This is a genomic window from Halobacillus faecis (assembly GCF_007991335.1).
In the GTDB taxonomy this organism is placed as follows: domain Bacteria; phylum Bacillota; class Bacilli; order Bacillales; family Halobacillaceae; genus Halobacillus; species Halobacillus faecis.
In genome coordinates this window covers 23199-34868 of record NZ_BJYD01000016.1, presented here as the reverse complement: position 1 = coordinate 34868, position 11670 = coordinate 23199, and the positions used below count along the sequence as shown (strand labels likewise).

Here is an 11670-nt window from a genome sequence, read left to right as displayed (position 1 = left end):
GAATAGGGAGCGTTAGTGGTAAGATTATTTATTATTCATTATTTGAAATATTAAGAAAAATTGCTATAATAGATATGGACAAACTGAACAGTCGCTCATAATAAAGGAGGCCGCTATATGAAAAGAGAAGAACTGATTGCTCCTGAAAGGTACAATGTCGTATCTGAGATGGAGAAGTACGCAAAAGAAACGGGAAGAAAAGCTTTGCTATGGTTGAATGAACAAGGTGATCAAAAAGAAGTTACATATGAAGAGCTAATGAAAAATGCGAACAAAATTGGAAACGCTTTCCTTGAACAAGGGTTAAAGCAAGGGGACAAAGTCCTCGTCATGATTCCTCGCTTGATCGAAGCTTATCAAGTGTATATCGCGGCTCTTAAAGTAGGACTTGTCGTTATTCCAAGTTCGGAAATGCTGAGAACAAAGGATTTACAGTATAGAATTTCACACGGAGAAGTGAGTGGTGTCATCAGCTACTTCCCTTATACAGACCAATTCCATGGGGTTAATGAATTTGATGATTTGATTACTTTTTCTGTAGGTGGGGCGAAAGAAAAATGGCGTGATCTTGATTCTCTTATGGATGACCATAGTGAGGAGTTGTCGCTTGCGGACACTTCAAGAGAAGACATGGCATTCCTTTCCTATACCTCTGGTACGACAGGGAATCCGAAAGGTGTGGTCCATACACATGGATGGGGATATGCCCATTTGAAGACGGCGGCTGATAAATGGTTGGCGATTCAAGATGGAGATACGGTTTGGGCGACAGCAGGGCCGGGATGGCAGAAGTGGATATGGAGTCCTTTCCTTTCTGTACTCGGAACAGGTGCACAAGGTCTGATCTATCAAGGTAAATTTGATCCTAAAAAATATTTAAGCTTGATGGATGAGCATGAGGTGAATGTCCTTTGTTGTACCCCGACTGAATATCGTTTGATGGCTAAGGTAGATAATTTATCTGAATATAAATTAGAGGGTCTGCACAGTGCGGTATCTGCAGGAGAACCATTAAATCGCGAAGTCATCGACACGTTCCAAAAACATTATGATGTAACGGTGAGAGATGGTTATGGCCAGACAGAAAATACGCTTCTTGTTGGAATTATGAAGGATATGGAAGTGCGCCCTGGGTCTATGGGACGGCCGACGCCAGGAAATCAGGTAGAAATCATTGATGAAATGGGAACGCCTGTAGAAGCTGGTGAGGTAGGAGACATTGCCGTCCATCTGGATACCCCCGCCTTGTTTAAAGAGTACTATAAAGACCCTGAACGTACAAAGATGTCCCGTCGAGGCAATTATTATGTGACAGGTGATCAGGCTAAAAAGGATGAAGAGGGTTACTTTTGGTTCGAAGGCAGGAGTGATGATATCATCATTAGTTCCGGTTATACCATCGGACCGTTTGAAGTAGAGGATGCTCTTGTCAAACATGAAGCAGTCCAAGAATGTGCCGTTGTTGCAAGCCCGGATGAAGTTCGCGGAAACGTGGTAAAGGCCTACATCGTCCTTCAAAAAGGGTTTGAAGGAAACGATGAGTTGGTTTCCGACCTTCAAAATCACGTGAAAGAATTGACAGCGCCTTACAAATACCCTAGAAAAGTGGAATTCATTCAAGAGTTGCCGAAGACGACATCTGGAAAAATACGAAGAGTTGAGCTTCGTCAAAAAGAGAACGTTATGAAATAAGTGAAAGATAACAAACCTGAAGGTCGAGGAAGGCCTTCAGGTTTGTTATGCTGAAAAGGAAATTTCAGTAAGGTAATAAGGAGGGGCATATGATTCGGAGTGTTAAGCTTGAAGATGCGGAAGGGATGGTTCCACTAATGGTAGCCCTCGGTTATCCATCAAGTAAAAACCAGATAAAAAAAAGGCTGCAGAGCATAGTATCACAAAGATATTACCAAACCTACGTCTATGAGGCGAATGACGAACTACTTGGCATGATCGGGATGACTTTTAGCGAGGCGTACCATACAGATGAACCACACGTGCGGGTCATCGCTTTTGTTGTGCTTGAAAAGGAACAGGGCAAAGGGATAGGGAAGATGCTTATGGAAAAAGCCGGGGAATGGGCGGTGACCAATGGTGCTAAAACCATCATGTTGAATAGTGGAAACAGATCGGAACGAAAGAAGGCACATGAGATCTATCACTCCTTTGGATTTGAGGGAAGAGCGACAGGTTTTTACAAACGACTATAAAAATAATCTCAAATGATTAGACCATAATAAATACATGGAAGACTAACTTTTAGGGAGGGTGGAGTTTGGGTGAAAATCAGACTGGAAGTTACATATAAAACTCCGAAGAAAACAGAGGCTTTCTTTAAGTCAGAAGAGATGCCGATTGGGCAGGCCTTGTTAATAACAGAGGATCTGGAAAAGACAGGACGAGCCAAATCAATTACCTTTATAGACGATTATGATACGACATGGAAGCGGAAGGATTTACAAAAATATTTGGAAGATCTTGAAACAGAACCTCATGATATTACCGTCTATTTTGATGGTGGGTACGAAATAAAGGAGCGTAAGGCAGGTTTGGGGTGTGTCATCTATTATACTCAAAGTGGGAAAGCCAAGCGTTTTCGAATGAATGCCCTTGTTGATGAGTTAGATACAAATAATGAGGCGGAGTACGCAGCCTTACATTTAGCCATTCAAGAATTGGATTTTATGGGGGTACATCATATACCCGTCCGTTTCTTAGGAGACTCTCAAGTTGTGATCAAACAACTGAATGATGAGTGGCCGACGATGGAAGAGGCTTTGAATGATTGGGCGGACCGTATTGATGAAAAACTAAAGCAGATGGGAATTGTGCCTTCTTTCGAGGTAATTTCCAGGAAAGATAATGGAGAAGCGGACAGACTTGCTACACAAGCTCTGAAGGGAGTAGAGGTGACAAGTCGTTCGGAGTTGGAATGAAGGTGAAAAGTCGATGGATGTCCATCGACTTTTTTGCTCTCATTAAGGTGTGATGGTAACAGGAGTTCCCAGAGGGATGGTTCTTGCTAACTCTTCTACATCTTTATTAAACATTCGGATACATCCTTTAGATACTGCTTTACCGATAGAAGAAGGATTATTAGTCCCATGAATGCCATAATGCTGTTTGGACAAACTCATCCACATCGTTCCATAAGGTCCTCCTGGATTTGGAGCTTTGTTGATAATGAAGAAGTTTCCTATAGGAGTTGCTGAGAGCATGCGTCCTACAGCAATCGGGTATTCTTTCTGAAATGTACCATTTTTGTATAACCGCAATCGACGTTTGGCTGTAGATACTTCAATGCGATATGGAATTGTATCTGGGTTTGGAAAACCTGGGATATTGATTTTTTGACCGGGGAAAATCATATTCGGGTTTGCTATTTGGTTTGCCGCCAGGATATCTCTCAAGGGCGTACGATAATCTTTTGAAATTTGTGCTAAGGTTTCACCTGTTTTTACGATGTGATTCATTCCTATCCCCCCACATAAAATGCTTATAGTATTTTATGTTGGAAAAGAGATGACTTGCTTAAAAAGAAGGACCTGACGTAATCAGTCAGGTCCTTCTTTTTAAGCAAGCCTTTATAAGACAATAGTTTTATTTTTATGGACGATCACACGATCCTCAAGGGCCCATTTAACGGCTTTGTTCAGTACACTGCGTTCGATTAGGCGTCCTTTTTTCTTTAGATCATTTACACTGTTCCTATGGTCGACTCTGATTACATCTTGTTCAATGATCGGTCCTTCATCGAGATCGTCTGTAACATAATGGGAAGTGGCTCCAATCAACTTGACCCCACGTTTGTAAGCGCGTTTGTGAGGGTTAGCACCGATGAATGCGGGCAAGAAGGAGTGGTGAATGTTAATAATCTTAGATGGATGACTGTCTACAAACTTAGGGGTGAGGATTTGCATGTATCTGGCTAAGATAATTAAATCGATATTGTACTCTTTTAACAACTCCAACTGTTTCTCTTCTACCTCTTCACGGATCTCTTTGTTTGCAGGAATGTAATAAAAAGGGATACCAAAAGACTCGACAATTTCTCTTGCGGATTCATGGTTACTGATGACGAGCGGGATATCCGTAACGAGGTCACCGCTTTCCCATTCATATAAAAGTTCACGCAAGCAATGAAGCTCCTTGGATACAAAGATAGCCGTGCGTTTCAGTTCATGCAGGAAAGTCATTCGCCAGGTCATCTCAAATTGGTCTGCAAGAGCATGGAAGTCTGCTTTCATTGTTTCTTCCTTGGACTTCATATTTTCTGAAGCGAATACGATGCGCAGGAAAAAAGTTCCTTCTTCATGATCTGTTGTAAATTGATTCGATTCCACAATGTTTGCTCCGTGTTCATAGAGGAATGTTGAGATGCTGGAAACGATTCCTGGCTTATCAGGACAACTGACGAGCAAGCGGGCTTTATCCTCATTCTTGGTTAAGTAATGTTGAATTTGTTGGTTGGTCGAAGTCATCAACACTCATCCTTCCTTTTTATTCTCCCCATTATAGTCGAGTGAAGTCCGTTTGGAAAGCAGGGTCATGTTTTGAAATGGGAAAATTCGGATACATTCTCCATGTAGCAAGTAAAATAAAATTTTCTTTCTATAAAGGAGAAATGAAAATGCGTAACTATTTAAAGCATTATATAAACGGTGAGTGGGTAGAATCTACAGGAAATGAAACCGAAGACGTAATCAACCCTGCAACAGAAGAAGTCATCGGTACCATTAGTCTTGGAACGAAAGAGGACTTGGATAAGGCAGTGCAGGCGGCACGGGATGCTTTTCCATCCTTCTCTCAAACCTCTAAAGAAGAAAGAATTAAAATGCTCGAAAACATAGCTGCTGAATATGAGAACCGTAAAGAAGAAATTATAGAGACGATTACGGAAGAGTTGGGTTCACCAAAATCCATTTCTGAAAACGTTCATTATATGATGGGATACAATCATTTTTCACAAGCGGCAGAATCGTTAAGAGATTTTTCATTTATTGAAGATCGCGGAGGACATACGGTCATGAAGGATTCGGTGGGCGTCAGTGGCTTGATCACCCCATGGAATTTCCCAACAAACCAAATTTCAACTAAAATCGCCAGTGCGTTTGCTGCGGGAAGTCCCGTGGTTGCGAAACCGGCAGAGTTGACACCTTTTGCGGCCATTATATTGACTGAAATCTTTGACAAGGTCGGTGTACCTAAAGGAGCTTTCAACTTAGTGAATGGATCGGGTTCGGTTATTGGTGATGGCATCAGCTCACATCCAGATATCGATTTTGTATCATTTACGGGCTCTGGTGCTGTAGGTCAAAAAATCATGCAGAACGCATCTGAACGCATCGCTAACGTCGCACTTGAACTGGGAGGGAAATCTCCATTAGTCGTGCTTGAAGATGCTGATGTTGAAAAAGCAGCTCGTGCTGCCGTCAGTCACATCGCTACAAATAGTGGTCAGGTTTGTTCAGCAGCCACAAGAGTACTCGTTCCTTCCTCTATGAAAGACTCATTTGAAGAGGCTGTTAAAAAAGTGCTTCCAGAATTCCCTGTCGGCGATCCTCAAGGGGATAACCATATCGGTCCATTGGTTTCAAAAAAACAATGGGACACCGTTCAATCATATATTGAAAAAGGACAAGAAGAAGGGGCTACACTTCTTGTAGGAGGAACAGGGAAGCCAGAAGGATTAGACAAAGGCTATTATGCTAAACCTACAGTGTTCACAGATGTGAATAATGATATGGTCATCGCCCAAGAGGAGATATTCGGCCCGGTCACCTGCTTGATTACCTATGACACGGTAGAAGAAGCTATCGAAATTTCCAATGATGTTAAATATGGTCTCGCAGGGTATGTGTTCGGGGAAGATGAACAGACACTAGCCAAGGTTGCATCCAGCATCCGAGCAGGTCGAGTGAAAATCAATGATGCTGAGGCAGACTTCGCCGCACCATTTGGTGGGTATAAACAATCTGGTATAGGAAGAGAATGGGGCGATTATGGTATTGAAGAATATTTAGAAGTGAAAACAGTTTTGGGTTATCCGAAATTATAAGATAAAAAAAGGCGGAGACTATATTCCGCCTTTTTTTCTTTTCAAAAAGAAAGGGAGTATTTTGAAAATAATGAAACCTTCCCCTCATAATGTTCGTATAAAAGGTAGATTCATTTGTATGGAACTTGTGAAGAGGTGGAAGAATGAGAAAAAAACTAAGCATTTTTGGTGGGCTTCTTATCCTTGTTTTATGTGCCTGCATATACGTCGATCAAAGGTATTTTTTCAACCCTATTGCGTTTACCCAAGATAATGTTACTCCTTATCATTGGAGTGAATATGAAAGACCTGTAACGATTACATATTACGAATTAGGAACAGAAAGAAAAGCATATATACTGGAGCAGGAAAATGCTGTCCGTAAGTTCCTGGAAGAAATGAAGAGCAGCCCGCCAATGCAGGGATCAACTGCAACTTCAGAAGTGGAAGGAGCACTTAAGCTTTCGTGCGAAGGAGATACCTTATTGGAAGTGTACTTCTACGAAGGTTACTGGGAAATTCTTCGTGAAAGCGACACGATGTATAAAATGACCCAGGATCTCCAAGGATTAATCGAAACACTCTAGCCGGCTGGAACCCCATTCCAACCGGTTTTTTTATTTCTCCATCCTCCACAATAGCTCCGTATACTTGAAGATTCAGTTTCGAGTTGTTTATGTGAATGTAGGGGCTCCTGGAAAATGGTCGCTTTCCATGGGGCGGGCGCGGATCCCTCCTCAGGCTACGCCTTCCAGGGTCTCACCTGATCCACACGTCCCATAGGAGGATCCGTCATCCCCGCAGGAAAGCGAGCCCTCTGACTCCCCACACAGCAAATGGCCCCCCAAAACATCTCGAAAATGATTCTTCTGCAATCCTGTCATATTGTTGAGAAAAGTTAGTTAGAAGAGAGTGGAGGTGCCATTTCACATGGATGGTTTTGTTCTTTTCCTTATGGATGAGGTTGTAATATACTTGGAAAGGATAAAGATAATAGAGGATGTAAGGAGGTCTATGATCCATGAATAAATGGTTTACGCATATTTTTAATATCATCGTCGGAATCCTGATTGTCGCCGAAGGTGCTGTATATATTTTCATGAACAATAAAGATGGAGAATTCCATTTGCGAAGCATTATGATGACAGCTCTGTTATTTTTAGCTTGGGGAATGTCTTATCGTAAACAACTAACTAGTGAAAATTCAAGTGCTTGGCTAATTGTTACCATTATCATTTTGATACCTATGATTCTTCCCTGGTTGTTTTTTATATAGAAGTTATGTAAGCCATTTGAACAGCCCAATACTTCCGAATGTCAATGCTGACAATAAATAAATGTAACCAATGGCTCTGTGTTTTCCCTCCTCACTGTCTGTTTCAACGGCTCCTGCAAAAATTAAAAAAAGCACACCAATGATATATAAGGTTGCTTCAACACCTGAAAAGGAAGAGGACTTAAGGGTAAGCCAAATTTCCACTGGAATAGCTGTAAAGAGTGGGAAATATAAAGGATTTAGACGATCATCCCACTTTTTCTTCTGTTCGGACACGATTTTCCCACCTCATCTCCACGATTTATTTCTTTTTACTTTCCACTTTTATTTTCTTTTTGTCAATTCACGACAAGATTTGCGTTACTTTTTTCCTAGATAGGGTATGAAACATACATACTCATTTGCCTTCTGTCTTTACACTTGTTAGAATGAAGCTCGTGTTTTTCTCCGTACATACCCCCGCTAAGTTGAATGATTTACCTCGTGCAGAACAAACTAATGAAAGAAGAAGTAGAAAGGATGTATGTCATTTGAAAACAAAATTAATTGATTGGCCAACGTTTATCGGCGCTCTCGTGTTGTTGCTCGGTGTTACGTTACCACTGATCATCTTCCCGGAAGCCGGTAAAGAGGTTGTATCACAAGCAAATACGTTCATGACGGAAAACTTTGGTGTCCTTTATATGATTATGGGCTTTGTCATTTTCGCTTTTCTTGTTTATGTTGCATTTAGTAAGAATGGGTCGATTAAACTAGGGGACGAAGGAGAAAAGCCTGAGTTCAATACATTCTCTTGGGCAGCTATGCTATTTGCTGCCGGAATCGGCTCCAGTATTTTATACTGGGCAGTTATTGAATGGGCGTATTATTACCAGGGACCTCCATTTGGTGTGGAACCGGGATCCAAAGAGGCGATTCAATGGGCATCGGCCTATGGAATGTTCCACTGGGGACCAATTGCTTGGGCGATTTATACATTGCCGGCTTTGCCGATTGCTTATTTTTACTATGTTCGAAAAAAACCTGTACTTAAAGTTAGTGAGGCTGTCCGCCCGGTGTTAGGTGATTCTGTTGACGGCCCACTTGGAAACGTCATTGATGTGTTATTCATGTTCGGACTATTGGGAGGAGCAGGAACGACGCTTGCCCTCGGTACACCAATGATTGCACAGGGGATCAATAGTTTGACCGGTATACCGGCGAACTTGGGTCTTAAAACAGTCATTATGTTATTGTGTACATTGATCTTTGCAATCAGTTCATATTCAGGCCTTAAACGAGGGATTAAAGTCCTCAGTGATGTGAACTTGTGGCTGTCAATCTTCCTGCTGGCCTTTATCTTCATCTTTGGGCCGACGCGATTCATCAGTGAAACAACATTCAACGCGTTGGGGATATTGGCGGATAATTTCTTCAAGATGGCCACTTGGATGGAGCCATTCGGGAATTTAGGTCAGTTTGAGAGTACGAGCTTCCCTGAGTATTGGACCATTTTCTACTGGGCTTGGTGGCTTGTATATGCTCCGTTTGTCGGGTTGTTTGTTGCACGTATTTCCAGAGGACGTACCATTCGTCAAATGGTACTTGGAACAATGGTGTACGGAACACTCGGTTGTGTCCTTTTCTTCGGAATCATGGGGAACTTCGGTTTGTACATGCAGCTGACAGGACAGTTCGATGCGATCGCATTTATGGATGCGAATGGTGCGCCTGCGACCATTGTTGAAATCATCAACCAACTTCCGTTAGCTAAATTCATGGTATTGATCTTTACCGTCCTAGCGATTATTTTCCTTGCAACGACTTTCGACTCATCATCTTACATTCTTGCTTCCGTTGTACAGAAAAATGTGGAAGGGGAACCTTTACGTTGGAACCGCCTCTTCTGGGCATTCGCGTTGTGCTTGATGCCACTTGCGCTTATGTTCCTTGGTGGACTGGATACATTGCAGACAGCAAGTATCGTCGGTGGATTCCCACTGATCGTGATTATGTTCTTACTCGCATGGTCATTCATGAAAGCATCCAATACAGATATTCGTGAATCTGATGATTATGAACCGAGTACGATTCATATTAGACGTTGGAAAAACCGCAAGAAGAAGAAAAAGCGTTCGGCTCTTGAAGCCCTGGAAGATAAACCGGATCAGGATTAAACAAAAAGAGGTTTTCCTAAACTTAGGAAAACCTCTTTTTTATTTGGAATTTAATTTAGTGCGATGAACATTTATTGGGGGAGGTAAGGTTTGGCAGAGAGAACCTTAAAGTCACCACTATCGGTTAAGAATTGCTTCAGCAGGTGCAGGTGGTCCCCGCCGATGAGAACGAGGATGCGGTCACCCTTCTCTGCGAGTCTTGAGATATTTGCGGCTATCGCCAGGTCACGGTGATGCCATTGCTTCAGCCATTGAACCCCAACTTGATGTTGCCTGTCCCCGACACGGGCCAACTTCATATAGATCCTCTGGAGTTCTTTGCTATAGTCTGAATCATTCACATAATGTAAGATGTTTTTGATCGTTTCATTGTTTTCCATCAACTTTAGTCTATTTTGAACGTCCATAATTTCTTTGAACAAGGAAGGTTGATGTTCTTTTGCCCATTCAAAGACTTGTTTGAGTGACGGTCTGGACATATCCACCATTTCGTCTACCGGATAAACAGATGGCAAGTCCATTTCATTGGCAAGCCGGAAAGCAAATTGTTCGACTTCATCATAAGTGGGCGTAAGGGTGTTATTTTTAAAAGCTATATATTTACGCTCCATTTCTTCCTCGATTAAGAAAGGTTTTTCAACAGTGATTTTCGTCGGCTTGAATTTTTTTAGTGAATGGACGATTTCGCGAATTTCCTCTTGTTGATCATTGATCATTTCAGGATTCATAGACATGTGAAATGTTCCTACGAGGAAAATTTCCGGTTTGGTCAAATCAATCTCTCCTTCCTTTTGTTATCCCTTTATTTTGAATGGAGGGAGGACTTCTTCCCCAAGTTCCTGCACCACTTCCTTTACTGGTCTTTTGTTTTTGGATAGACCAAACATTAAATGGTTAACGCCGATGGAACGATACTGCTCAATCAGATCCATCAGCCCTTTTCTCCCAACTTTATATCCAGCAGGAATTTTTTCAGTAGGAGCATCTGGGTTTTCTTCGAGCTGCAAAGGAAGTGGCATAAAGAAAGGACGGAATGCGGATTCGCCATGGAAATGCTTCACTTTCTCTCTGTACTGAGAGATGGTCTCCTTCTGCTGAGCTGGACGTTGTGGGTAAAACATCCATCCGTCTCCATGCTCCGCAACCCAATCCAGTGTCTGTTGACAATAGCCTGTCATAAAGGTTGGGATGCGTTTTTCTGGTTTTGGTACGATGTTTGACCGGTTCATTGTTCCAAAAGAAGATCGAACATCAGGAAATTCATTGTAGATGGCTTCATTGAAGAAATAGAATGCTTCCCTGAACCATTCACTCCGCTCCATAATGGGAATATTTAACCCTTCAAAGTCTTTTCTTCGATCTCCGGATGAAATCCCAAACATTAGCCGCTCAGGGAAAAGTCTTTCAATACTCGCCACTTCTTTGGCTGTCCTCAACGGGTGTCGAAGCGGCATAACAAGGGCCGCTGTACCTAAGTTGATTTGTTGTGTATGGGCCGCTACGTAGGTTAAATAAATCAAACTATCAAAAATCTGCCCTGTCGCTGGGTCTTCAAAAGTAGGGTCTTCTAATAGAACGTCCTGGAACCAAAGAGAATGAAAGTTTAATTCTTCCGCTAGTTGTGCCATTTGGATTTGGTCTTTCATTTTGGGAGCGGACTGGTCATAGTTTTCGATAGGAATGGTCAAGCCGAATGTGATTTGGTCTGGCTGCAGCATTCGCTGGTACCCGCGATGGTCTTGAAACAAAAGGAATCCTCCTTCATTTAATCGACTATTTACTATTATAATGAGAATTCTTCCAGAAAACTAACCATAAAGGTTAATCATGAAAAGCAGGTATTCATTGGTAGGGCAGGGAGTCTACAGAATATAAAAAAAGCTCCCATAGGAATGGGAGCTTTATGCGTCATTATAATATATAGATGGTTAGGTAGAGGAGGGTGGTAAGAATAGCCGATCCTCCTGCAACACTTGCGATTTCAGTGGCATCGTATTGAATTCTTTTTTTCATATTTGATATCCCCTTTCGAATGACTGGTATAAAAATCGGAGCAGACTAGCCTAAAACATTCTACTTAATAATACGATTGAATAGTCAGAAAGGTTTCGTTTATATTACAGTAACATATCAAAAACATTTCAACCAAATGTGACAAAATACGTGGGAAATGGAAAAGGACGATCTGAGAGATCGTTAGAAGA

The 11670-nt window shown here is 41.9% G+C and carries 12 protein-coding genes; 7 read left to right on the top strand and 5 right to left on the bottom strand.

Translation table 11 applies throughout. The annotated features are described in order from the left end of the window. The first annotated feature begins 117 nt into the window (after positions 1 to 117). From mbcS to HFA01_RS08715, 3 genes are all read left to right on the top strand, one after another. Positions 118 to 1692 (top strand): acyl-CoA synthetase MbcS, encoded by a 1575-nt coding sequence (gene mbcS, locus HFA01_RS08725; protein ID WP_146815296.1) that lies wholly within the window; start codon positions 118 to 120, stop codon positions 1690 to 1692. Between the two features lie 89 nt (positions 1693 to 1781). Next, the gene (locus tag HFA01_RS08720; protein ID WP_146815294.1) at positions 1782 to 2207 is read left to right on the top strand and encodes a GNAT family N-acetyltransferase; all 426 of its coding nucleotides are present in this window, start codon (positions 1782 to 1784) and stop codon (positions 2205 to 2207) included. Between the two features lie 69 nt (positions 2208 to 2276). Then, on the top strand, positions 2277 to 2933 hold the full coding sequence (locus tag HFA01_RS08715; protein ID WP_146815292.1) for a reverse transcriptase-like protein: 657 nt from the start codon (positions 2277 to 2279) through the stop codon (positions 2931 to 2933). 42 nt (positions 2934 to 2975) lie between these two features. Here HFA01_RS08715 and HFA01_RS08710 read toward each other — a convergent pair whose 3' ends face one another. Both HFA01_RS08710 and purU read right to left on the bottom strand, forming a co-directional pair. Beyond that, complete coding sequence (locus HFA01_RS08710; protein ID WP_146815290.1) at positions 2976 to 3470, bottom strand: L,D-transpeptidase family protein; 495 nt, start codon at positions 3468 to 3470, stop codon at positions 2976 to 2978. 111 nt (positions 3471 to 3581) lie between these two features. After that, positions 3582 to 4481: a formyltetrahydrofolate deformylase gene (gene purU, locus HFA01_RS08705; protein WP_371860324.1), complete on the bottom strand. Its 900-nt coding sequence runs from the start codon at positions 4479 to 4481 to the stop codon at positions 3582 to 3584. 146 nt (positions 4482 to 4627) lie between these two features. Here purU and HFA01_RS08700 point away from each other — a divergent pair, with 146 nt between their 5' ends. The 3 genes from HFA01_RS08700 to HFA01_RS08690 all read left to right on the top strand — a co-directional run bounded on the left by HFA01_RS08700 (position 4628) and on the right by HFA01_RS08690 (position 7310). Then, positions 4628 to 6055 (top strand): aldehyde dehydrogenase family protein, encoded by a 1428-nt coding sequence (locus tag HFA01_RS08700; RefSeq protein WP_146815286.1) that lies wholly within the window; start codon positions 4628 to 4630, stop codon positions 6053 to 6055. Between the two features lie 143 nt (positions 6056 to 6198). Next, on the top strand, positions 6199 to 6621 hold the full coding sequence (locus HFA01_RS08695) for a hypothetical protein (RefSeq protein WP_146815284.1): 423 nt from the start codon (positions 6199 to 6201) through the stop codon (positions 6619 to 6621). Between the two features lie 434 nt (positions 6622 to 7055). After that, on the top strand, positions 7056 to 7310 hold the full coding sequence (locus HFA01_RS08690) for a hypothetical protein (protein WP_146815281.1): 255 nt from the start codon (positions 7056 to 7058) through the stop codon (positions 7308 to 7310). A gap of 3 nt (positions 7311 to 7313) precedes the next feature. Here HFA01_RS08690 and HFA01_RS08685 read toward each other — a convergent pair whose 3' ends face one another. Continuing rightward, on the bottom strand, positions 7314 to 7586 hold the full coding sequence (locus HFA01_RS08685) for a hypothetical protein (RefSeq protein ID WP_146815279.1): 273 nt from the start codon (positions 7584 to 7586) through the stop codon (positions 7314 to 7316). Between the two features lie 254 nt (positions 7587 to 7840). Between HFA01_RS08685 and HFA01_RS08680 the strand changes: the two genes are divergently transcribed. Then, positions 7841 to 9466: a BCCT family transporter gene (locus HFA01_RS08680; RefSeq protein ID WP_146815277.1), complete on the top strand. Its 1626-nt coding sequence runs from the start codon at positions 7841 to 7843 to the stop codon at positions 9464 to 9466. A 71-nt stretch (positions 9467 to 9537) separates the two neighbouring features. Here the strand turns inward: HFA01_RS08680 and HFA01_RS08675 are convergent, their stop codons facing one another. Both HFA01_RS08675 and HFA01_RS08670 read right to left on the bottom strand, forming a co-directional pair. Beyond that, positions 9538 to 10239: a DUF5694 domain-containing protein gene (locus HFA01_RS08675; RefSeq protein WP_146815275.1), complete on the bottom strand. Its 702-nt coding sequence runs from the start codon at positions 10237 to 10239 to the stop codon at positions 9538 to 9540. 21 nt (positions 10240 to 10260) lie between these two features. Beyond that, the gene (locus tag HFA01_RS08670; protein ID WP_146815302.1) at positions 10261 to 11184 is read right to left on the bottom strand and encodes a TIGR03571 family LLM class oxidoreductase; all 924 of its coding nucleotides are present in this window, start codon (positions 11182 to 11184) and stop codon (positions 10261 to 10263) included. Positions 11185 to 11670: the final 486 nt, after the last annotated feature.

Coding starts and splice junctions, on each gene's coding strand:
- mbcS (WP_146815296.1), top strand. CDS start 118: ATGAAAAGAGAAGAACTGATTGCTCCTGAAAGGTACAATGTCGTATCT.
- HFA01_RS08720 (WP_146815294.1), top strand. CDS start 1,782: ATGATTCGGAGTGTTAAGCTTGAAGATGCGGAAGGGATGGTTCCACTA.
- HFA01_RS08710 (WP_146815290.1), bottom strand. CDS start 3,470: ATGAATCACATCGTAAAAACAGGTGAAACCTTAGCACAAATTTCAAAA.
- HFA01_RS08700 (WP_146815286.1), top strand. CDS start 4,628: ATGCGTAACTATTTAAAGCATTATATAAACGGTGAGTGGGTAGAATCT.
- HFA01_RS08695 (WP_146815284.1), top strand. CDS start 6,199: ATGAGAAAAAAACTAAGCATTTTTGGTGGGCTTCTTATCCTTGTTTTA.
- HFA01_RS08690 (WP_146815281.1), top strand. CDS start 7,056: ATGAATAAATGGTTTACGCATATTTTTAATATCATCGTCGGAATCCTG.
- HFA01_RS08670 (WP_146815302.1), bottom strand. CDS start 11,184: ATGCTGCAGCCAGACCAAATCACATTCGGCTTGACCATTCCTATCGAA.